General features: G+C 45.8%; 22 protein-coding genes. 19 read left to right on the top strand and 3 right to left on the bottom strand.

What is annotated here, in order from left to right; genetic code table 11:
- The first annotated feature begins 48 nt into the window (after positions 1-48).
- The 10 genes from BQ9856_RS16450 to holA all read left to right on the top strand — a co-directional run bounded on the left by BQ9856_RS16450 (position 49) and on the right by holA (position 14,158).
- Positions 49-1,260, top strand: coding sequence for a phosphoglycerate kinase (locus tag BQ9856_RS16450; protein ID WP_077612007.1), 1,212 nt, complete (start codon positions 49-51; stop codon positions 1,258-1,260).
- Positions 1,261-1,628: 368 nt separating this feature from the next.
- The gene (gene tpiA / locus BQ9856_RS16445) at positions 1,629-2,381 is read left to right on the top strand and encodes a triose-phosphate isomerase (protein WP_077612006.1); all 753 of its coding nucleotides are present in this window, start codon (positions 1,629-1,631) and stop codon (positions 2,379-2,381) included.
- 199 nt (positions 2,382-2,580) lie between these two features.
- Positions 2,581-4,119: a 2,3-bisphosphoglycerate-independent phosphoglycerate mutase gene (gene gpmI, locus BQ9856_RS16440; protein ID WP_077612005.1), complete on the top strand. Its 1,539-nt coding sequence runs from the start codon at positions 2,581-2,583 to the stop codon at positions 4,117-4,119.
- Positions 4,120-4,298: 179 nt separating this feature from the next.
- Positions 4,299-5,546 carry a hypothetical protein gene (locus BQ9856_RS16435; protein ID WP_077612004.1) on the top strand — a complete coding sequence of 416 codons (1,248 nt, stop codon included), beginning with the start codon at positions 4,299-4,301 and terminating at the stop codon, positions 5,544-5,546.
- A gap of 8 nt (positions 5,547-5,554) precedes the next feature.
- Entirely contained in the window at positions 5,555-7,336 is a 1,782-nt protein-coding gene (locus tag BQ9856_RS16430) for an ABC transporter ATP-binding protein (RefSeq protein WP_077612003.1), read from the top strand.
- Positions 7,337-7,348: 12 nt separating this feature from the next.
- Positions 7,349-8,215, top strand: coding sequence for a DegV family protein (locus BQ9856_RS16425; RefSeq protein ID WP_077612002.1), 867 nt, complete (start codon positions 7,349-7,351; stop codon positions 8,213-8,215).
- A 27-nt stretch (positions 8,216-8,242) separates the two neighbouring features.
- The gene (locus BQ9856_RS16420; protein ID WP_077612001.1) at positions 8,243-9,685 is read left to right on the top strand and encodes a sensor histidine kinase; all 1,443 of its coding nucleotides are present in this window, start codon (positions 8,243-8,245) and stop codon (positions 9,683-9,685) included.
- Positions 9,686-9,706: 21 nt separating this feature from the next.
- Positions 9,707-10,690, top strand: a complete 984-nt coding sequence (locus BQ9856_RS16415) for a GerMN domain-containing protein (RefSeq protein ID WP_077612000.1) — start codon at positions 9,707-9,709, stop codon at positions 10,688-10,690.
- Positions 10,691-10,767: 77 nt separating this feature from the next.
- Positions 10,768-13,173: a ComEC/Rec2 family competence protein gene (locus tag BQ9856_RS16410; protein WP_235839233.1), complete on the top strand. Its 2,406-nt coding sequence runs from the start codon at positions 10,768-10,770 to the stop codon at positions 13,171-13,173.
- 13 nt (positions 13,174-13,186) lie between these two features.
- On the top strand, positions 13,187-14,158 hold the full coding sequence (holA, locus tag BQ9856_RS16405) for a DNA polymerase III subunit delta (RefSeq protein WP_077611998.1): 972 nt from the start codon (positions 13,187-13,189) through the stop codon (positions 14,156-14,158).
- Positions 14,159-14,244: 86 nt separating this feature from the next.
- Here the strand turns inward: holA and BQ9856_RS16400 are convergent, their stop codons facing one another.
- Genes BQ9856_RS16400 through BQ9856_RS16390 form a run of 3 tightly spaced genes read right to left on the bottom strand, consistent with a single transcriptional unit; the run spans position 14,245 to position 15,451 of the window.
- Positions 14,245-14,430 (bottom strand): DUF6774 domain-containing protein, encoded by a 186-nt coding sequence (locus BQ9856_RS16400; RefSeq protein WP_077611997.1) that lies wholly within the window; start codon positions 14,428-14,430, stop codon positions 14,245-14,247.
- Positions 14,431-14,489: 59 nt separating this feature from the next.
- Positions 14,490-14,945 (bottom strand): ImmA/IrrE family metallo-endopeptidase, encoded by a 456-nt coding sequence (locus BQ9856_RS16395; RefSeq protein WP_077611996.1) that lies wholly within the window; start codon positions 14,943-14,945, stop codon positions 14,490-14,492.
- Positions 14,946-14,968: 23 nt separating this feature from the next.
- A complete protein-coding gene (locus BQ9856_RS16390) occupies positions 14,969-15,451 on the bottom strand; it encodes a helix-turn-helix domain-containing protein (protein ID WP_077611995.1) in 483 nt (160 codons plus the stop codon).
- A 140-nt stretch (positions 15,452-15,591) separates the two neighbouring features.
- Between BQ9856_RS16390 and BQ9856_RS16385 the strand changes: the two genes are divergently transcribed.
- From BQ9856_RS16385 to BQ9856_RS16350, 9 genes are all read left to right on the top strand, one after another.
- Positions 15,592-15,846 carry a hypothetical protein gene (locus BQ9856_RS16385; RefSeq protein WP_077611994.1) on the top strand — a complete coding sequence of 85 codons (255 nt, stop codon included), beginning with the start codon at positions 15,592-15,594 and terminating at the stop codon, positions 15,844-15,846.
- Between the two features lie 116 nt (positions 15,847-15,962).
- A complete protein-coding gene (locus BQ9856_RS16380) occupies positions 15,963-16,376 on the top strand; it encodes a phage tail terminator family protein (protein ID WP_077611993.1) in 414 nt (137 codons plus the stop codon).
- Positions 16,377-16,389: 13 nt separating this feature from the next.
- The gene (locus tag BQ9856_RS16375) at positions 16,390-16,587 is read left to right on the top strand and encodes a hypothetical protein (RefSeq protein WP_235839232.1); all 198 of its coding nucleotides are present in this window, start codon (positions 16,390-16,392) and stop codon (positions 16,585-16,587) included.
- A complete protein-coding gene (locus tag BQ9856_RS16370; RefSeq protein ID WP_077611992.1) occupies positions 16,581-17,879 on the top strand; it encodes a phage tail sheath family protein in 1,299 nt (432 codons plus the stop codon). The genes BQ9856_RS16375 and BQ9856_RS16370 overlap by 7 nt, the downstream gene beginning before the upstream one ends.
- 17 nt (positions 17,880-17,896) lie before the next feature.
- The gene (locus BQ9856_RS16365) at positions 17,897-18,370 is read left to right on the top strand and encodes a phage tail tube protein (RefSeq protein ID WP_077611991.1); all 474 of its coding nucleotides are present in this window, start codon (positions 17,897-17,899) and stop codon (positions 18,368-18,370) included.
- A gap of 22 nt (positions 18,371-18,392) precedes the next feature.
- Positions 18,393-18,821, top strand: coding sequence for a phage tail assembly chaperone (locus BQ9856_RS16360; RefSeq protein ID WP_077611990.1), 429 nt, complete (start codon positions 18,393-18,395; stop codon positions 18,819-18,821).
- Between the two features lie 14 nt (positions 18,822-18,835).
- Positions 18,836-19,003, top strand: coding sequence for a hypothetical protein (locus BQ9856_RS24915; RefSeq protein WP_200801319.1), 168 nt, complete (start codon positions 18,836-18,838; stop codon positions 19,001-19,003).
- Between the two features lie 60 nt (positions 19,004-19,063).
- The gene (locus BQ9856_RS16355; RefSeq protein WP_077611989.1) at positions 19,064-21,532 is read left to right on the top strand and encodes a phage tail tape measure protein; all 2,469 of its coding nucleotides are present in this window, start codon (positions 19,064-19,066) and stop codon (positions 21,530-21,532) included.
- A complete protein-coding gene (locus BQ9856_RS16350; RefSeq protein ID WP_077611988.1) occupies positions 21,532-22,200 on the top strand; it encodes a LysM peptidoglycan-binding domain-containing protein in 669 nt (222 codons plus the stop codon). Before BQ9856_RS16355 ends, BQ9856_RS16350 begins: the two co-directional genes overlap by 1 nt.
- Positions 22,201-22,213: the final 13 nt, after the last annotated feature.

Below are 22,213 nucleotides of genomic sequence, written 5' to 3'. Positions count from 1 at the left end.
CAGTGAGTGTTGGAAAATAAATAGTAAATCTGAAAGGAGCATCCAAACATGCTTAATAAGAAAACAGTTGATGATTTAACCGGATTGCAGGGAAAGAAAGTTTTAGTAAGATGTGACTTCAACGTACCGTTAAAGGATGGTGTGATCCAGAACTATAACCGTATTGACGGAGCGATACCTACTATTAAGAAATTGTTGGACCAGGGAGCAAAAGTGATCCTCTGTTCCCATTTAGGAAAACCAAAGGGTGAGCCTCTTCCGGAGATGTCCCTTGAGCCGGTCGCTCCTGCTTTAAGCGAAAGACTCGGCGTAGAAGTGAAATTCGTAAACGATCCAAAGGTAACAGGTCCTGAGACGAAAAAGGTCGCCGCAGAATTAAAGGATGGCGAAGTTTTACTGCTTCAGAATACCCGTTACAGAGTCGAAGAGACAAAGTACGGCAAGGATGAGAATGCGGAGGAATACGCAAAAGAGCTGGCATCTCTTAGCGATGGCATTTTCGTAAATGATGCATTTGGAACCGCACATAGAGCTCACTGCTCCAATGTTGGTGTTACCAAATATACAACGACCAATGTAGTTGGATATCTGATGGAAAAGGAAATCAAATTTTTAGGCCAGGCGGTTGAGAATCCAGTACGTCCTTTCGTGGCAATCCTGGGTGGAGCAAAGGTTTCCGATAAGATCAACGTAATCAACAACCTGCTTGACAAGGTTGATACACTGATCATCGGCGGCGGTATGGCTTATACCTTTGCAAAAGCTCAGGGCAGGGAAATCGGTAATTCTTTATGTGAGGAAGATAAACTTGACTATGCATTGGAGATGATCAAAAAAGCGAAGGAAAAGGGCGTGAAGCTGCTTCTTCCGGTCGACAATGTGGAAGGAAAGGAATTCTCCAACGATACTGAAAGAAAAGTAGTGGAATCCATTGATGCGGGCTGGTCCGGATTCGATATCGGACCGAAGACCATCACACTTTTTAAGGATGCCTTAAAGAACGCTAAGACCGTTGTATGGAACGGACCCATGGGCGTATTTGAATTCGCTAACTTTGCAGAAGGAACCTTGGAGGTATGCCGTGCAGTTGCGGAGCTTTCCGATGCTACCACAGTCATCGGCGGCGGCGATTCTGTAAATGCTGTTAAGAGACTTGGCTTTGCTGACAAGATGACTCATATCTCCACAGGCGGCGGTGCTTCCCTTGAATTCCTGGAAGGCAAGGAACTGCCGGGTGTGGCTGCAGCTGATAATAAATAAGGAAACACCCTTCAGGCATACCTTTACGCCCGGTAAAGCGGGGCGGACCCTGTCCAAAAAGCATGGACAGTAATAAGGAAACACCCTTCGGGTATACCTTTATGTCCAAAAAGCATGGACAGTAATAAGGAAACACCCTTTGGGTATACCTTTATGTCCAAAAAGCATGGACAGTAATAAGGAAACACCCTTTGGGTATACCTTTATGTCCAAAAAGCATCGACAGTAATAAGGAAACCATACCGGCCCGGGCGGTCCATGACTGTCCGGGTTTTGCAGACAGAAGAATTTGTGAATCAACTGGATATGCTTGTGTGTCCGCTTGATTCATTCGCAGACAAATAAATGAAAAAAGGAAGGTTAACAGTATGTCCAGAAAGAAAATTATAGCAGGTAACTGGAAAATGAATATGACACCTACTGAGGCGGTTCAGTTAGTGAATACATTAAAGCCTTTGGTAGGAAACGATGAGGTTGATGTGGTTTTCTGTGTTCCGGCTATTGACATTATACCTGCAATGGAGGCTGCCAAGGGATCCAATATCCACATTGGCGCCGAAAATATGTATTATGAGGATAAGGGTGCTTATACCGGCGAAATCTCTCCAGCCATGTTAAAGGATGCAGGCGTGAAGTATGTGGTGATCGGCCATTCCGAGAGAAGAGAATATTTCGCTGAGACGGATGAAACCGTGAATAAAAAAGTCCTTAAGGCTTTTGAATACGGCATTACGCCCATCGTTTGCTGCGGAGAATCCTTAACCCAGAGGGAACAGGGGATCACCCTTGACTGGATCCGTCAGCAGATTAAGATTGCTTACTTGAATGTTCCGGCTGGGAAGGCAGCGGAATCGGTTATCGCTTACGAGCCGATCTGGGCAATCGGTACCGGAAAGGTGGCAACAACCGGGCAGGCACAGGAAGTCTGCGGTGCGATCCGGGCATGCATTGCTGAAATCTATGATGAAGCGACAGCAGAAGCCATCCGCATTCAGTACGGCGGCTCGGTATCCGCAGCAAGCGCACCGGAGCTGTTTGCACAGCCTGATATTGATGGAGGCCTGGTTGGCGGAGCTTCCTTAAAACCGGAGTTTGGATCCATCGTGAATTACAACAAATAAATGAATCAAAGCTGCTGTCTTTTTTCCGAAAGGATTGGAGACGGCAGTTTTTTTCTGCAGCCTGGAATTGTGATAATATTTTATCATTCATAGGTTGCAAGAAATTTGCAAATCATGTAGAATATAGTATTGTGAGACAACAATTTCCATAGGTACTTCCATTTTAATAGAACGAACAGTAAGAAAAGGAGAACTAGTTATGAGCAAGAAACCGGTTGTATTAATGATACTTGATGGTTACGGATTGAATGATAACTGCGACCATAACGCTGTCTGTGAAGGAAAGACCCCCGTCATGGATCAGCTTATGAGCCAGTGCCCCTTTGTTAAGGGCAATGCCAGCGGCCTGGCGGTAGGTCTTCCTGACGGACAGATGGGGAACTCTGAGGTGGGCCATTTGAATATGGGTGCCGGACGTATTGTATACCAGGAACTTACCAGAATTACGAAATCCATAGCGGACGGTGACTTCTTTGAAGTGCCGGAATTTTTACAGGCAGTGGAAAACTGTAAGAAGAATGGTTCTGCGCTTCATATGTGGGGCCTGGTATCAGACGGCGGCGTTCACAGCCATAATACTCATATTTACGGGCTGCTGGAGCTGGCAAAAAGAAATGGCCTGGACCGGGTTTATGTCCACTGTTTCTTAGACGGGCGTGATACTCCTCCGGCTTCCGGCAAGGGCTTTGTGGAAGCGCTGGAAGCAAAGATGAAGGAAATCGGCGTGGGTAAGGTGGCTTCCGTTATGGGCCGTTATTATGCAATGGACCGTGACAACCGCTGGGATCGCGTGGAGGGGGCTTACAATGCACTGACCAAGGGCGAAGGAAACCATGCGGAGTCAGCGGTTTCCGGAGTACAGGCGTCCTATGATAAAAATACCTTTGATGAATTCGTAGAGCCCCTTGTTGTGACAGAAGGAGGGAACCCGGTTGCCACCGTGAAAGATGGTGATTCCGTGATTTTCTTTAACTTCCGCCCGGACCGCGCCAGAGAAATGACAAGAGCATTCTGTGATGACGAGTTTAAGGGTTTTCCAAGAGAAAAGCGCTTAAATCTGACCTTTGTATGCTTTACCGATTACGATGAAACGATCAAAAACAAACTGGTTGCCTTTAAGAAGGAATCCATTTCCAATACCTTCGGCGAATTTCTGGCAAAGAATAACATGACGCAGGCCAGAATTGCCGAAACCGAAAAATATGCTCATGTAACATTTTTCTTTAACGGAGGCGTGGAAGCCCCGAATAAGGGAGAGGACAGAATCCTGGTTCCCTCTCCTAAGGTTGCCACCTATGATCTGCAGCCGGAGATGAGCGCTCCCATTGTCTGTGACAAGCTGGTTGAGGCAATCAAATCCGGAAAATACGATGTGATCATCATCAACTTTGCAAATCCGGATATGGTAGGCCATACCGGGATCGAAGCTGCAGCCATCAAGGCCATTGAGACGGTGGATGCATGTGTGGGAAGAACCGTGGATGCGATTAAGGAAACGGGTGGAATTCTGTTTATCTGTGCGGACCATGGAAATGCGGAACAGCTTATGGATTATGAGACAGGTGAGCCGTTTACCGCCCATACGACCAATCCGGTTCCCTTTATCCTGGTAAATGCAGACCCATCCTATAAGCTGAGAGAAGGGGGCTGTCTGGCTGATATCGCTCCAACGCTGATTGAGCTGATGGGAATGGAACAGCCGAAAGAGATGACAGGAAAATCTTTACTTGTGAAATAAATTGGAAGAAAAATGAGGGCTTTCCAGTGAATGTACTGGCCGGCCCTTATTTTTATTTACGCGGGCAGCGAACCAAACGAATTACACTGGAAAATTAAATTCGTCCATATTCGTTTTATGCTTCCATTTCTAACGAAAATACGATAGAATAGAGAAAGATATGTTAGGAAGGGTTTCAGATGAGTATTCGAATCAGATTTTCTTTGGAGCCAAAGAAAAAAATTTTTTCCGGAATTAGTTGGAGTTGTCAGTCTGCGGAGAATATGGCAAAAGATCTGGCAAAAGAAATGGGGTACCGATGCTTTCGAATAGAGGGATTTTTGCTTGTTCAGTTATGTCCGGAAGGCTATATCTGGCTGAAGTGGAACAAGCGCAGGCTTCAGGGAGAAAGCCAGACCAATATTGCTGGCCCCGGCTTTCATGCGGCTGCCATTGATTTCCTGGAGAAACTGGCCCAAAGGGAGAAGCTAAAGCTTAAGGTAGAGGACCGGACCGGGTATTTTTTAAAACGGGATTTCCTGACCATGAGACAGAAATATTTTTACCAATGGTTTTCCGATCTTATGGATCTGGTATCCCGCTGGGGCGAGGATGGAGAATATATGTTCTGCTGGCCAGCGGTTTATTATATTCCGGACCGGCAGGAAGGCAGGCTGATCACCCATATCCGGTCGTTTTCTTTTCAGGAAATAAAAGGGATGATCCATTCCGGAATGAGTGTGGCATTTGCAAAGGATTTTTTTATCTGGAATGAGATAGAAAAAGATGCCTGTTTTTATAGAAACAGCGCTATGGTGCTGTTAAACCAGTCTTGTTATTTCATGCCCTCAGAGCGCAGCGCCCAGGATAAACAGGTGAATCAGGCCATTACCCAACTGCTTGAAAAATCATTATCCATGAGCCGCAGGATTCCATTTCCAAAGAAGGAGTATTTAGAGATTTGCAGCCTTGATGACCATACGCCCGCAGATTTAGAGGATGCAGTGTCTATGCCGGAGGATATCCGCATCGGCTGCCGCAGGCATCTGGTCTACCGGAAGATCGGCAACATGAGCTTTGGGATTCCGGGAAATTTTCTGTTTGATGAGGCAGATAACGGCAGCATGGACCATTACTATGATGGAAACGGGTATGGGGGGCATGATTATTATGTTTATGCGGCTGCTTTTGAAGGCCGTCAGGCTGAATTCAAGAAGCAGTGGTTTGAACAGGGGAAGGCAGAAGAGATCCTGGATTTCGACATAGGAAAGGCCCGGGCCCGGACGGCTTTTTACGAGCCGGAAGAGCGGGAGGGAGAAATCCTTTACGGGATGTCGGCCCAGGTGCTCTATAAAGAACAGCGAATGAACATTAATATCATAAGCAGAAGGCCGGGGGAAAGAGATTGGGCTTTGGGGCTTATTAAAAATATTAAGATTACAGAGTAGAGGATCGTATGAAACAAAAAGAGATGAAAACGAGTACATTGTTAAAGCGCTTTGTGCCTTATTATAAAAAATACACGAAAGTCATGGTCATGGACTTATTCTGTGCGTCGCTTACCACCATCTGTGAGATGGTATTGCCGCTGATTCTGCGTTATATCACGAATCAGGGACTAAAAGATCTGACTTCATTGACCGTTCAGACCATCATCGGAATCGGAGCCCTGTATTTCGGGCTCAGGATCATTGATGGAATGGCCAGTTTCTATATGGCTTACACCGGTCATGTCATGGGAGCAGCCATTGAGACTGACATGAGACAGGATGCATTTGGACATCTGCAGAAGCTGTCGGATAACTACTTTAATAATACAAAAGTGGGGCAGATCATGTCGCGGATCACCAGCGACTTATTTGACGTGACAGAATTTGCCCACCACTGTCCGGAGGAATTTTTTATTGCCTTCTTAAAGACTGTGGTATCCTTTATTATACTGGCGGGGATCAACCTGCCACTGACGCTCATTATTTTTCTGCTGATACCGGTTATGGCGGTATCCTGTACTTACTTTAACCTTCAGGTGAGAAGGGCTTTTAAGCATCAGAGAAACCACATCGGTGAGCTGAATGCCAGGATCGAGGACAGTCTTCTTGGCAACCGGGTGGTACGCGCTTTTGCCAACGAAAAGGTAGAAATCGAAAAGTTTAACCGGGATAACCTGGAATTTTTGGAGATCAAGCGAAAGACCTATAAATACATGGCCGCTTTCCAGAACACCATTCGGATGTTCGACGGCCTGATGTATGTGGTGGTTATCGTTGCCGGCGGAATTTTCATGATTAAGGGAATTATCAAACCAGGAGATCTGGTGGCTTATACCCTGTATGTGACAACGCTTTTGGCGACCATCCGCAGAATTATTGAATTTGCAGAGCAGTTCCAGAGAGGAATGACCGGAATTGAACGTTTTATGGAGCTTATGGATGCCAGCGTGGATATCTTTGATGAAGAGGGGGCAGAGCCGCTTCATGAGGTAAAAGGAAGCATTGCCTTTCGCCACGTATCCTTTGAATATCCGGATGACCATAATCCGGTATTGACCGGTATTGATTTTGACATCAGGCCGGGAGAAAAAGTGGCTCTCGTAGGCCCTTCCGGCGGCGGCAAGACCACGTTATGCAACCTGATCCCCCGTTTCTATGATCCGACGGAAGGAGAGATCCTCATTGATGGGCAGGATATCCGGAATGTTACCCTAAAGAGCCTTCGAAGCACCGTAGGCGTGGTCCAGCAGGATGTTTATCTGTTTTCCGGAACGGTTTTTGAAAACATTGAATATGGGCGGCCGGGCGCTTCCAAAGAGGAAGTGACAGAGGCGGCAAAGATGGCCGGAGCCCATGAATTCATCATGGGGCTTAAGGACGGCTACGATACATATGTGGGAGAGCGGGGCGTGAAGCTTTCCGGGGGACAAAAACAGAGGATCAGCATTGCCAGGGTATTCCTTAAAAATCCTCCGGTGCTGATCCTTGATGAGGCTACCTCTGCCCTGGATAACGAGAGCGAACACCTTGTATCCCAGTCCCTGGAACGCCTGTCCGTAGGACGTACCACACTGACCATCGCCCACCGGCTTACCACCATCCAGAATGCAGACCGGATCCTGGTGCTGTCCGACAGCAATATTGTGGAAGAGGGAAATCATGAGGAGCTGCTTTTAAGGCGGGGAATGTATTATCAGCTTTATACATCTGCGGGGGAGGCAGAGCAGGAGGCTCAGACCGAGGAATAAAGGAGAACAGAAATGAAAGTAGCGATAGTGACAGACAGCAACAGCGGGATTACGCAGAAGCAGGGAGCGGAAGCAGGGATTCACGTGATCCCCATGCCTTTTATGATGGATGGGGAGACGTTTTATGAGGATATCAGCCTGACACAAAAGGATTTCTATGATAAACTGGAGGAAGGGGCGGATATTTCCACATCCCAGCCGTCACCTGCCGATCTGATGGATTTGTGGAAAAAGCTTTTGGAGGAGTATGATGAGGTAGTCCATATTCCCATGTCCAGCGGCTTAAGCAGTTCCTGCCAGACGGCCCTGATGCTGGCAGATGATTTTGACGGGAAGGTTTTTGTCGTTAATAATCAGAGGATATCCGTGACTCAGAGGCAGTCTGTTCTGGAAGCCATAAAAATGGCGGATTCCGGAATGGCGGCCGTGGAAATCAAGGAAAGGCTGGAAGAGACAAAGATGGAGTCCACCATCTATATTACTCTGGATACCCTGGAATATTTGAAAAGGGGCGGGAGGATCACTCCGGCAGCCGCCCTGCTGGGCACATTTTTGCGATTAAAGCCGGTTCTTACCATTCAGGGAGAGAAGTTAGATGCTTTTGCCAAGGCGAGAACCATGAAGCAGGCCAAATCCATGATGATCGCTGCTGCCAAAAAGGACATGGAAGAGCGTTTTGGTGATCCGGAGGGAATCCGTACTCACATTGCGGTCGCCCATTCCAATAATGAAGCGGCCGCTATGGAATTCAAACAGGAACTGGAAGAACTTTTCCCCGGGGCCGGAGACATCTACGTGGACAATCTTTCTTTAAGCGTAGCCTGCCATATCGGGCCTGGAGCACTGGCAATCGCATGTACGAAAAAGCTGGAAATATGACAGGGATGAAGTTGGAGGTGTGTGGACATGTTTCAGATAAAGGCTTTTAATCAAAAACACACCATAAGCCTGCGGATTACCCTGATTCTTGTTCTTCTGGTGGTTGGAAGCATACCGGTACTGATTCAGAACCAGGTCATGCTCAGTGCTTATAAACAGAATCTCATTGAGTCCAGAATGCAGGAAATCCAGAATCAGTGCTGGATTCTGAGCAATAAGATGACAAGAGCCGGATATTTAACCATGGAACCCAGGGATTCCCTTTTGGATAATGAAATGTCCGTGAAGGCGGATATGCTTAATGGGCGGATTGTGGTTGTTAACCGGAATTTCAGGATCATCAGTGATACATTTTCCCTTTCCCTTGGAAAGCTTAACGTGTCGGAGGAGGTAATCCGCTGCTTTAACGGAGAAAACAGCAGTAAGTATAACGCGGAAAAGCATTATTCCGCATTGACGATTCCGGTTTATACCAATAGCCAGGAAAAGGAAATTGCCGGTGTGATGATCGTTACTGCATCCACGGCGGATCTGCTGGGCAGGATTTCCTCGGTATCGGAGAAGGGAACGTTTCTTCATCTTATGATTTTTTCCATTCTGGCTATCATCGTGGTTTTCTTAGCAAAGCTTTTGATGAAGCCTTTCCGGGAGCTGCAGCGCATGTTAAACCGGGCGGCGGAAGGAAACTTAGATGAGGATATCAGCTCCCATGCTTATAAAGAAACCGTGCAGATATCCGAGTCCATTAACATGACGCTTAAAAAGCTGAAGGCAGTGGACCAGTCCAGAGAGGAATTTGTATCAAACGTTTCCCATGAATTAAAGACGCCCATTACATCCATCCGGGTGCTGGCGGATTCCCTTATGGGGATGGAAGATGTGCCGGCAGAGCTGTACCGGGAATTTATGAGTGATATTTCCGATGAAATTGAGCGGGAAAACAAAATTATTGACGATTTACTTGCCCTGGTCCGTATGGATAAGACCTCAGGCGGAAATTTAAATATCGCTCAGGTGAACATCAACGGCCTGATGGAGCTGATCTTAAAAAGACTCCGTCCCATTGCCGGAAAACGCAATGTGGAGCTGACCTTTGAGAGCATCCGGGAAGTTACCGCCGATGTGGATGAGATGAAATTATCCCTGGCTTTAAGCAATCTGGTTGAAAATGCCATCAAGTACAATGTGGAAGGCGGCTGGGTCCGGGTAACCCTTGACGCTGACCATAAGTTTTTCTATGTAAAAGTGGCAGATTCGGGAATCGGCATTTCGGAAGAATTTCAGGAGCATGTGTTCGAGCGGTTCTACCGGGTGGATAAAGCCCGGTCCAGAGAGACGGGAGGCACAGGCCTTGGGCTTTCGATCACGAAAAAGATCGTCCTGATGCACCAGGGGGCCATTAAGCTTCAGAGCAAAGAGGGAGAGGGAACCACATTCACGGTACGCATTCCTCTCACTTATATTTCATAGAGACAGGAGGGGATAGTGATCATGAAACGGCTAAGCAATGCTCTGCTCCTTCTGGTATGCCTGATCTGCCTGACCGGCTGTGAAAGAGGTCCTGTCAGGGGGACGGAAGCCACTGACAGTGTATACAGGATTTATTATCTGAATTCAGCTATGACAAAGATGGAACCTCAGGACTATACCATGCCGCAAAAGCCGGAAGATGATTCCGCAGAAGTGACGGATTGGGAGATCCGGAACCTGATGGAACAGCTTCGTACCGTGCCAAAGGATCTGGACCGGCAGGCTGCAGTTCCGGATAAGGTAGGCTTTGAACGCTATAAGCTGGAGGACACAGTTCTTTATCTGTATTTCGATAACAATTATGCCATGATGAATGCGACCAGGGAGATTTTATGCAGGGCTTCCCTGGTAAGGACTCTGACCCAGATAAAAGGGGTGGACTATGTGGCAATCTATACGGCAGAACAGCCCCTGATGGACAGCTCAGGAAGTCCGGTAGGCCCTATGGCAAATACGGATTTTATTGATAATATCAGTAATGTCAATTCTTATGAGAAGACGGAACTGGTGCTGTATTTCGCTGATGAAACAGGGGAAAAGCTTGTGAAGGAAACAAGAGAAGTGGTGCATAACGTTAACACTTCTCTGGAAAAGCTGGTCATTGAACAGCTGATAGCCGGTCCCGGAAGGCCGGGTATGAATCCGACCCTACCGAAGGATACAAAGCTTTTAAACGTGTCGGTCAATGAAAATGTATGTTATATTAATTTTGATGCTTCATTTCTTAATAATACACTGGAAGTTAAGGAATACATCCCCATTTATTCCATCGTAAATTCCCTGGCTGCGGTCTCCTCCATCAATAAGGTTCAGATCACGGTAGGCGGTTCCCAGGAGGTCATGTTCCGGGATTCTATTCCCTTAAATCAGCTGTTTGAACGCAACCTGGATTACAATGCGGAGAATGAGGAAGCACCGGAAGAAATAGGAGGAATCGAACAATAAAACGCCCATTATGTCTGATAGCAGGGGGATTTGTACTTGGAGAGACTGCCATTCTGCTGGCTCTGACATCTTGGCTTTTGATCCCGGCTTTTTTAGCCGCCGGGATTATTCTTTATGGTTATCGGAGAGGCAGAAGACCGCATTGGGTCTTTTTGCCTCTCATTTTCTTATACCTTGGTGCAGGCTGGGCCGGGTATGATTGCAGGAAGTGGGAGGAACGGGAATTAAATACAGAAGAAATTTCCGGATGCTATGTGGAGGCAGAAGGACGGATTTCTTCTCTGGAAGAAGAGAATGGAGCTCTTCGGATGATATTAAATGAGAATCAGGTTTGGAAGTGGAAGAAAGGAAGAAGGGATGGGGCTTCCGGTTATCCAATTCCCGGTTTGCTGGTGACCATGAAGCCGGCCGGGATTTCCGGAGCTCTTTCCGGGAAAGAAGGGGAAGCGGACCCTTGCGTTGGACAGGTTGTCAGGGTCAGAGGGGAGGTACAGCCTTTTTCCCAGGCCAGAAATCCGGGGGAGTTTGATTCCAGAGCTTATTATGAGGCTTTGGGGCTGGACTGTAAGCTTTCCATGGAAGAGCTGGAGATCGTGGATTCCGGTAAATCGCCTGTTCTGGAAGGGCTGCGCCGGGCAAAGGTATGGGCAAAAGGGATTCTTTACCGGTTTACCGGAGAGGAAGATGCCGGTATTTTAGCAGCGGCAGTTCTGGGGGATAAGAGCGGGATTTCAAAAGAAATCAAGTCTCTGTATCAGAAGAATGGAATTGCCCATCTGTTAGCCATCAGCGGTCTGCATATGTCGTTTATCGGTCTGTTTCTTTACCATGTGTTAAGAAAGGCCGGGCTGGGCTATGGAAGCGCCGGTATGGCAGGGACGGTTCTGGTGGTTCTGTATGGAATCCTGACGGGCGGGGGATCCTCGGTGGTAAGGGCCGTTACTATGATGTGTGCAGGATTTTTGGCTTCTTATCTTGGAAGAACCTATGACCTTTTGTCCGCCGCTTTCCTGTCGCTGTTCCTTTTAGCGGTAAAATCACCTCTTCTCATTACCCAGGGCGGCGTTCAGCTGTCCTTTGGTGCAGTTTTTGCCATCGGAGGAGTAAGGCCTGTATTGGAGAATTGGCTTGGTAAGGAAAAGCCTTTTGCAGGTACCATTTCTACCGCTGTTGCGGTTCAAATGACCACCATACCGTTGATTCTGTATCATTTTTACCAGATTCCCGTTTATGGTATCTTCTTAAATCTTCTGGTCATTCCGCTGATGGGAGGCGTCCTTTGCTCTGGGATCGGTGTTATCTTTCTCGGAAGCCTGAGCTCTTTCCTTGCGGTTGGAGCAGCAGGAACCGGGCATTACATTCTTGCTTTTTATGAATTTCTTTGCAGGAGTGTGTCAGGGCTTCCCGGCAGCAGCCTGACGTTTGGAAGGCCGGGGCCGGAACGGATTGCAGCGTATAGTCTGGTGATGTCAGCCGGGCTGATCTTTTTAAAAACGTATGGGAAACCTGATAAGGAAACGGCCGGGAAGCAAAAGGAAGGCTTGGAGAAAGAAGAAAGGCAAAAAGAGATTTCATACGCCTTTAAGACTTTCCTTCTGTTTGTGAGTTACGCTTTCTGTATTCTGATTTTCAAACCAGGGCCTGTTAACGGGCTGGAAGCAGTGTTTCTGGATGTGGGGCAGGGGGACGGCATTCTGCTGCGGACGGAGCGGTCGGCCGTGCTGGTGGATGGAGGAAGTTCCTCGAAAAAGTCTCTGGGGGAATATTCCCTTGAGCCCTGCTTAAAAAGCCTGGGAGTTTCTGTAATCCATTATTCCTTTATCAGCCATGGAGATCAGGACCATTTAAGCGGCGTGGAGTATCTTCTGGAAAACTCTGATGACATAAGGATTGAAAACCTCATGCTTCCTTTCCAGGGAAGAGAGGATAAAGCAGTAAAGAAGCTGGCAGAGCTTGCTGAGGAGCGGGGAACAAAAGTATGGTATCTGGCCGGAGGAGATGTGATTCAGGCCGAAGGCCTTCATATCACCTGCCTTTATCCGAAGGAGGAGGATGTACCGGAAAATACCAATGAGGAATCCGAAGTGCTGAAAATGGATTATGGAGACTGTCATATGCTGTTTACAGGCGATATGGGAGAAAAGGAGGAGGAACGGCTTTTGGAGCGGCCCGGGGAAAAGCGGCTTTTATCAGAGGTAAATGTATTGAAAATTGCGCATCACGGTTCTAAGTATTCCTCCAGTGAGGCATTTCTTGATGCAATAAAGCCCCGATGGGCGGTTGTTTCTTATGGAGAGGGTAATTCCTATGGCCATCCCCATAAGGAGGTACTGGATCGTTTTGAGGAGCGGAAGGCGGCAGTTTTTAAAACAGCAGAATATGGGGCAATCCGGTTGTGGACTGATGGGGAGAAAATCCGGTTCACAAGTTTCGTTGACGGAGAGGGATTCACCCGGTATAATAGAAAGAGTATACAAAAATGAGAGGAAGGATACCATGCAGACGCTGGCCCAGGATATGAAGAATCACAGCTTCAAGCCGGTCTATCTTTTATATGGGGAAGAAGCATTTTTGAAGAACAGCTATAAGAATCAGATGAAGGCTGCCATTACGGCCGGCGATAACATGAACTTCAACCAGTTTGAAGGAAAGGGAATCGATGTTCGGGAGATGATCAGTCTTGCGGATACCATGCCCTTTTTTGCGGAAAAACGCTTGATCCTGGTGGAGGACAGCGGTTTTTTCAAGACAGCATCTGACGAACTGGTATCTTATCTGTCCGGGATTCCGGATACTACCTGCCTGATTTTTGTGGAATCAGAGGTGGATAAACGAAGCAAAATGTTTAAAAAGGTAAAGGAAGTGGGATATGCTGCCGAAATGGAACGGCAGGATTCGGCCCAGCTTTCCAGGTGGGCGGGGACCATACTTGCCAGAGAAGGGAAGAAGATCACGGGACATACCATGGAGCTGCTCCTTAATATGGCCGGAGATGATATGGAAAACATCCGGATGGAGCTGGAAAAGCTCATAAGCTTTACTCTGGGAAGGGAAATAATTACGGATGAAGATCTGGAGGCCATCTGCACAGTCCGCATAACCAATAAGATTTTTGATATGGTAACAGCTATCGTAAACCGGCAGACCAAGAAAGCTATGGACCTTTATGAGGACCTTCTTACCTTAAAGGAACCGCCCATGAGAATTCTGTTTCTCATAGCCAGGCAGTTTAACTTGACTTTGCAGGTGAAGGAACTGATGGGTAAGGGAATGGATCGGGGAGGCATTGCCTCCAAGCTTAAAATTCCTCCCTTTGCGGCGGGGAAAATCATGCCTCAGGCAAGGAGCTTTTCCAGGGAACAGATCCTTTCCTATGTAAATTTATGCGTAGACACAGAGGAGGCTGTGAAGACCGGAAAGTTAAATGACAGGATGGCGGTGGAATTGTTGCTGACGCAAAAGTATTAGGATAGCCTGTCTTAGCTTGGAAAATGGGAGAAAAAAGGGTATTTCCAGCCCTCTTTTTCTCCCACTTTTTTGTCTTAAGATTGCTGTCAGCAGGATGTGTCCTTTTCATCCTTGTTATCACAACAGATCGCCTGTTGAGCGGAAATGGTTTCCAGGGTGTCACCAAGCTGAGAAAATATGGAACCGAGCAGAGTAATTTCATCCGAGGACCGGCCCTCAGCGATACAGCAGGCCAGTGAGGACACGAGCACCACGAGTTCACAGGATTTCATAAACGAATCACCTCTCGATAGTATATGTGGCAGAAAGGCGATATAAGACAGAAAAAATCTCAATCTACTAACTTATAGATGTTAAAAGGCTCAAAGAGGATCAGATAATCATCTTTTTGCAGCCCTTTTCCATATTTGGCCTGATAGCAGTGAATGGCATCCGATAAAAACTCTTCGGTCACATTTAAGTGCTCCGCAATCTCATATCCGTTTCGGCAGCCGGCTTCTTTGGCTGCTACCAGTTTTTCCAGAGTTATCATTTTATTGTAAGCCCATAACCGGGCTGTACGCTCCTGCTTCTGGTTGGATACGTCGGACTGGTCCAGTATATTGCCCGCGGTCGTGTGATAGTGGCCCAGCTCTTCCGCAAGGACACAGGCTTTCTGGCAATCCGGCATGTTCTGGCGGATCAATATCTGCGTACCTCGGATCCTGCCGTCATTGGCAATCAGCGGACGTTCCTTAATACTTATTCCATTGGAGTCCGCTTCTTCTAATAATGCTTCATAATCCAAATAAATCACCTCAATGAGTTATCTTATTCATCGAAAAAGGCATCATCATGCCGCTTCATTTCCTCGGTCACCTCGATATCGGTCCGTTCATGGGCTGCCACCGGTTCCAGATAAGTCCTGTTATCCGCATTTAAAATCTTTACAGAGCTTTGATCTTTGCTGTATTCGGGGATATGGACCATCTCCCTGATACGTTTCAGGGCTTCTTTTTGACCTCTTTCATTCAAACGGTGAAAATTCTCGAGCATCTCTCCTGCATATTCCCCGAAACAGCCGCTTACATAATCAAAAACAGAAGCAGTATCGCTTTCCCAGCCCATGAGATAAGCTGGTGTTGTTTTTAAGGCATTGGCGATAGCTATGATCTTTGACTGAGGAAGTCCTCTGCCGTCTACCTCGATTTTATTAATGGAAGAACGGGATTTATAGCCTGCTTTAAGCGCCAGCTCTTCCTGAGAAATTCCCAGCTCTTCGCGCCTCTTTTTAATGATCTGACCTATTTCCATAAGATCACCTCCATAATAGCATTATACCACGATGTAGAAAGATGTTCAACAAAATTTCAAAAGGGTGTTGACAAATATGATACAGTGGAGTATGATAATGAATGTAGACAAAATGACTACAAAAAAGGAGGGAGGCAGGTATGACGGATACGGTTCGGCTAAATGATGAGATCAAAACATCCGGACTGAAAAAGGGGTGGATCGCGGCGGAATTGGGCTTGTCAAGCTATGGATTTCATAGGAAAATAAACAATGCGAGCCAGTTTAAAGCCGGAGAGATCAAAGGGCTGTGCCAGCTGCTTAACATTACATCACTGGAGAAGAAGGATGAAATTTTTTTTGCTGACGATGTAGACAAAAAGACTACAAACGAGAGCGGAGAAAGGGGAGCTTGATGAAAATGGAGGATTTAGGGAAGGTGAGGAGTCCCACAGAAATCAATGTATCCAAAATGGAATGGCCGATGCTGATCGTGATAAAAAGGACAGCAGAGTGTCAAAGGAGGTATTAGATGTATAACGAAATTATGGTTGCAGTGGTAGGAACGCTGAAGGAGCTCTTTCCGGAAGCAGAAATCGGTACAAATACCTGGGGGGATGGAATCGAAAAGCCTTATTTCGAGGTTGGGCTTTTAGAAACATCAGAAAAGTCTGTGAATGGCCGGCGTTATTTCCGAAGCATAAACATGTATGTCAAATATTACCCGCAGAATTCGCAGCTGCGATCCAGTGATTTAAATCTGGTGCTGGACATTCTGATGGACAAGCTGGAATATCTCTCTCTGGAGAACGGCTCCTTGATAAGAGGAAGCAGCAGAAGCGGAAAAAATGAGGGGGGCATATTAAACTTCCTGGTTGATTACCATGTTTATTTTATAAAAACGAATGAGCCGGAAGAATCCATGGAGGAAATAAGATTAAAATGAAGGAGGTGCTGATATGGCAAAAAAAGATATGAATAAAGCAGGTGCGGCAGGTATCGTACGCTATACGAAGAAACAGCTCATCGGTTCTGAAAAGTATCGGGACCGGAGGGACTTGTTATGGGCTCTGCTTGAGGATGAGAAGGTGTATTCGGCAGCAGAGGCCGAGGAAGTAATAAACCAATTTATGAAAGGAAAGGTGAAAGTATGTTAGGTGGAGGAAATTTTACAATACAAAATAAGGTGTTTCCTGGTGCTTATATCAATTTTGTAAGCACGGCTTCTGTTGGTACAGCTATGGGAAACCGGGGCGTTGCAGCGGTTCCCATGGTTCTTGGCTGGGGGCCGGAGAAAGAGATATTTGAGGTTACCGCAGAGGATTTTCAGAAAAACTGTAAAGAAATTTTTGGTTATGCCATGGATGATATGGCTATGCTTCCGGTCAGGGAACTATTTAAGAACTTGACGAAAGGAATTTTTTACCGCTTAAATGGCGGCGTTTATGGGGCCAATGATTATGGCACGGCAAAATACTCCGGTAAACAGGGAAACAGTCTGATGACTGTCATTCAAAAAAATGTGGATGATGAAACAAAGTTTGATGTAAAAACACTGTTTGGAGGAAAGGAAGTTGATAGCCAGACGGTAACAGAAGCAAAAGAACTGAAAGACAACAGCTATGTAATATTTAAAAAGGATGCTTCATTAGCAGAAACAGCCGGACTATCCTTCACAGGAGGGACCAACGGCACAGATGTAACAGGAGAGGATTATGCCGGTTTCCTGGAAAAAATCGAGAGTTTATCCTTCCAGATTCTTTGCTGCCCTTCTGCAGATGATACGGTCAAAGCCTTATTTACGGCATTTACGAAACGCATGAGGGATGAATCCGGCGTTAAGTTTCAGACAGTATTATACCGGTATTCCAAGGCTGATTATGAAGGTGTCATCTCTGTGGAGAATGAAACAGAGGAATCAGCGGCAGGTCTTGTTTACTGGGTTACCGGTGCAGAAGCAGCATGTGCCGTCAACAAGACCATTGAGAATAAGTCTTATGACGGTGAGTATACCGTGAAAGCTTCCTATACCCAAGCTCAGCTGGCTGATGCAATGAAGGCGGGTAAGTTTATGCTTCACAAAGTAGGGAGCGAAATCCGGGTCCTGACGGATCGTAACACTTTGTTTACTTATACAGAAGAGAAGGGAGAAGATTTCTCTAATAACCAGACAGTCCGTGTTTTGGATCAGATTGGAAATGATATTGCTTCTCTTTTCAATACACGCTACCTGGGTAAAATTTCAAATGATGATGCAGGACGCGTAAGTCTTTGGAATGACATTGTTACATATGGAAAGCAGTTAGCGGTGTTAAGAGCGATCGAAGCTGTGAATGCAGAGGAGGTTACCGTGGAAAAGGGAGAAGGTAAGCGGTCTGTTGTAGTGAATTTCCCGGTTAAACCGATTAATTCCATGAGCATTTTATACATGACAGTGGTTGTATCATAAGAAAGGGGTAATGAATTATGAGTAATATTACTATGGACGCATGGGACGCTATCAGTGCGACAAAAGCAGAGTGTTTTATCACAATTGGAGATGAACGGTATAATTTTATGCAGGCATTAAATCTGGAGGCAAAGATTGAAAAGGTAAAGTCAGAGATACCGATTCTGGGACGGGCCATGAAAGGAAATAAGACTGTGGGAATGAAGGGAAGCGGATCAGCTACTTTCCATTACAACACAAGTATTTTTCGGGATATCTTATACCAGTTCCAGCAGACCGGAAAGGATATTTATTTTGATATCCAGGTGACCAATGAGGATCCTACTTCCAGTGTAGGCCGTCAGACTGTGATTTTAAAGGATTGTAACTTAAATGGAGGAATTATCACAAAATTTGACGCAACGGGCGAGTATCTGGAAGATGAATTTGAATTCACATTTGAAAGCTGGGAAATGCCGGAGAGATTTAATACCCTTGCAGGAATGCAGTAAAAGAAGGAAAGGATAAAAGAATATGGGAGATTTAAGCTGTTTTTTAAGCCAGAATGCGGTTAAGGCAGAGCATGAAAGGTTCGTTGCATCCAAACGTTTTTTAGGTTTGAACAAAAAACCGGTAGAATGGGAAATTAAAGCAATTACATCAAAAGAAGATGAAACATTAAGAAAAGAGTGTACGAAACGGGTTCAGGTAACCGGAAAAAAGGGACAGTATACCCAGGAGACGGATTATAACCTGTATCTGGGAAAGCTGGCTGCCGAATGCACGGTTTATCCGAATTTAAACGACAAAGAGCTGCAGGATTCTTACCATGTCATGGGAGCGGACGGGCTTCTAAAGGCGATGCTGACAGCCGGAGAATACGCGGGCTATCTGGAACGCATTCAGCAGGTGAATGGTTTTGACATTACGCTGGAAGAACAGGTTGAAGATGCAAAAAACTGATAGAAGGAGGCGATATGGAGGCAAACATTGCCTACTATTGTCTCCACAAGCTCCACAAATGGCCTCATGAGTTTTTAAGTCTGGACCGGTATGAGCGGGCCTTTGTCATGGCAGCAGTACAGCTTAAGCTGGAGAATGATAAAAAAGAAGCACAAAAGGCAAAGGCTGCAAGGAAAAAGTAGAAAAACAGGAGGACGTCCTCGGCGGCGTTCTTCCTATTAAAAGGAAAGGAGGGAAAGGGTATGGCAACAGTACAAAACTCGATACAGCTTTATGATGGAGCATCATCCGTTTTAAGGAAAATCAATAGTTCGATCAATATAACAAGTGAATCTTTTCGAAATCTTCAGATGTCTGCGGGGAATTCTATTGGCCTTCCCGGATTGCGGACTGCGAGTTCTGCTCTTGGCAGAATGGAAGTTCAGTTTGAACAGGTTGAAGAAGTAATCGTCCAGACAAGGGAACGGCAGATAGAATTAAACAAAAGTATAGAAAAGGGTGAGAAAAAGTCCATAAAATTAAAGGATATCTGGAATAAGATATCGTCAGGACTGGGTAAAATAGGAGTCGCTGCCAGCCCGGAAGAAATATTTACCCAGGCAAATAGTGTGAAAGCTGCCGGAAATATCATACAGTCTCAGACCGGAATGCAGGGGCAGGGGTTGGGCATGGCAAAGCAAAGTGCGAAAAAACTTTATATTGATAACATAAGCGACAGCCCGGAAGATGCTGCAAAGAGTTTGTCTGTGGTTAATCAGATGACCGGTCAGACAGGCGCCAGTTTGGAACAGCTTACAAGAGCAGGGCTGCTTATGCAAGATACGTTTGGTTATGGCTTAACAGATAGTATAAGCTCTGCCGGGGTGCTGGAAAAGCAATTTGGAGCTTCCGGAGCTGAGGCATTTGATCTGGTAATACAGGCAACACAGGCAGGGTTGAATAAAAACGGAGAATTGCTTGATACAATTAATGAATATTCCGCTCAGTTTAAGAGTTTGGGTTTTGGCGGCGCAGATATGTTTAATATGTTGATTAACGGAGCGCAGAGTGGAGAATACTCGGTCAGCACTCTGGGAGAGGCTATTAAGGAATTTTCGACAAGGGCTGTTGGGGGAGGAAAGGATGCACAAGAAGGCTTTACAGTTTTGGGTCTTGACGCGAATAAAATGACAGAGGCATTTGGAAGCGGAGGCGAAACTGCCAAGCAGGCGTTCCAGCAGACCATTGATGCGTTAAGCGGTATGGAAGATCCGGTCAGCAGAAATATTGCAGGTATGAAGCTGTTTGGCAGCGCCTGGGGAGAGTTGGGGAATGAAGGAATCATGGCGTTATCTGATTTGAGTGGTTCTGTGGATTTATCAACGGAGCATCTGGAGGAATTAAATAATGTGAAATACGATGATGCAGCCAGTGCGCTGAGTTCTCTGGCTAAGACTGTTAATATGGGACTTGGCGGGGCTGTGGGGGGGATGGTTGATAATGTGACCAGAGCGATAAATAACTTTACAGCCGGGCTACAGGGAGATGTCAGTGAAATCAGTGGGATTTTTGGTGTAATTGGATTCGTTGCCGGAGTTGTTGGGAGCGCCATTTCAGATAATTGGTCTATTATTGAGCCTGTTTTGTGGGGAATTATAGCAGCTCTGATTGTTTACAATGCAACCTCGGGACTAAGTTGGTTGACTACATTAAAGGAAGCAGCGGCGCTGGCATGGAAAACAATTTGTGATTGGGCAGAAACAGCAGCAATTATTGCAATGATAGCTGCTCAAGATGGATTGAATGCAGCATTTGCGGCTTGTCCTCTAACATGGATAATCATATTAATTATCATTTTGATAGCTCTTTTTTATGCAGGCGTAGCAGCTGTAAATCAGTTTGCCGGCACATCATACAGTGCTACAGGATTAATATGTGGAGCATTTGCTGTCGCAGGAGCGTTTATTGCAAATTCATTAATGGGAATTTTAGAAATTGGTTTGGGAATCATTGAATATTTTTACAACGGCTGGGTTGCTTTTGCAAACTTCTTTGGGAACCTGTTTAACGATCCGGTATCGTCCATTATATATTTATTTGCAGATTTGGCGGATGGAGTACTTAATATTATACAAAAAGTAGCAAAAGCCCTGGATTTTGTTTTTGGTTCTCATTTGGAAGATACTGTACAAGGCTGGCGGGACGGTTTGTCAGACATTGCCGATGAGCTTGCTGAGAAGTATGGAAATGGAACGTATGAAGTTAAGGCAGGTAACTTGGATATGGATCAGGTGCTTGCTGATATCGGATTTTCCCCAGAGCGGTTTGGGTATGAGGATTCTGCCCAAAAATGGTATGCAGGTGGGGCCGGAGCAGAAGATAATGTAAAGAAAGGATTTGAAGATATTAAAGAAACATTTGACAGGCAGAACCAAGATCCAGGTTTTAATCCGTCGGATATGACCGACAGCATCAATCAGAATACCGGGGATACTGCTATGAATACGGCAGCAATGACAGATTCAATGGATATTATGGATGAGGAGCTTAAATACATGCGTGATGCTGCGGAGCAGGAAATCATCAACCGATTTACTCTTGCTGAATTAAAGGTAGATATGAATAACAATAATACAATAAAAACCCAGACAGATATTACAGATATGGCCCGTATGCTCAGTGACGTTACCGCTGAAATGCTTACTTCAGCTGCGGAAGGAGTGAATATATAATGGCATATGAAGTTTATATTGACGATATGCTTCTCCCATTGCCACCGGAAAAAATCCCTATTAAGTATAGCGGGCAAAACAAGACAGTGAATCTGATCAGTGGAGAAGAAATAAATCTGATTAAGTCCTTTGGTCTTGCGGAAATAAGCATTGATGTAATGATTCCTCAGATGGACTATCCTTGTGCGGTTTGGGATGGAAGCATTGACAGTGCAGAAGATTTTCTGGAAAGGCTTCAGGAACTAAAGGATGGGAAAAGCTCTTTTGAATTTATTGTTATCCGTCAGGGGATGGGCGGTGATAGTCTTTTTGATACGAGCATGGACGTAACTCTGGAAGATTATAAGGTTACAGATGATGTGAGTGAAGGACTTGATATTATAGTCTCCCTAACAATGAAAGAATACAAAAATTATGGAACCAAAATCATGGATTTTACCATTGTTGAGGATAAGCAGGAGATTGGAACTGCTCAAACGGATAATGAACGTCAGGGAGAAGCACCGCCAGTAAAGAGTTATACTGTTGTGAAGGGAGATTGTCTGTGGTCCATATCGAAAAAACAGCTTGGTAATGGGAGTCGGTGGCAGGAAATCTATAATCTGAACAGGGATAAAATATCAAATCCCAATGTTATTTATCCTGGACAGACTCTTACCATGCCATAGGAGAGGAGAAAAG

Source organism: Clostridium sp. Marseille-P2415 (genome assembly GCF_900155545.1).
Classification (GTDB): Bacteria; Bacillota; Clostridia; order Lachnospirales; family Lachnospiraceae; genus Lacrimispora.
The sequence above is the reverse complement of the archived record's forward strand: the minus strand, read 5'-3'. Positions and strand labels throughout refer to the sequence as shown.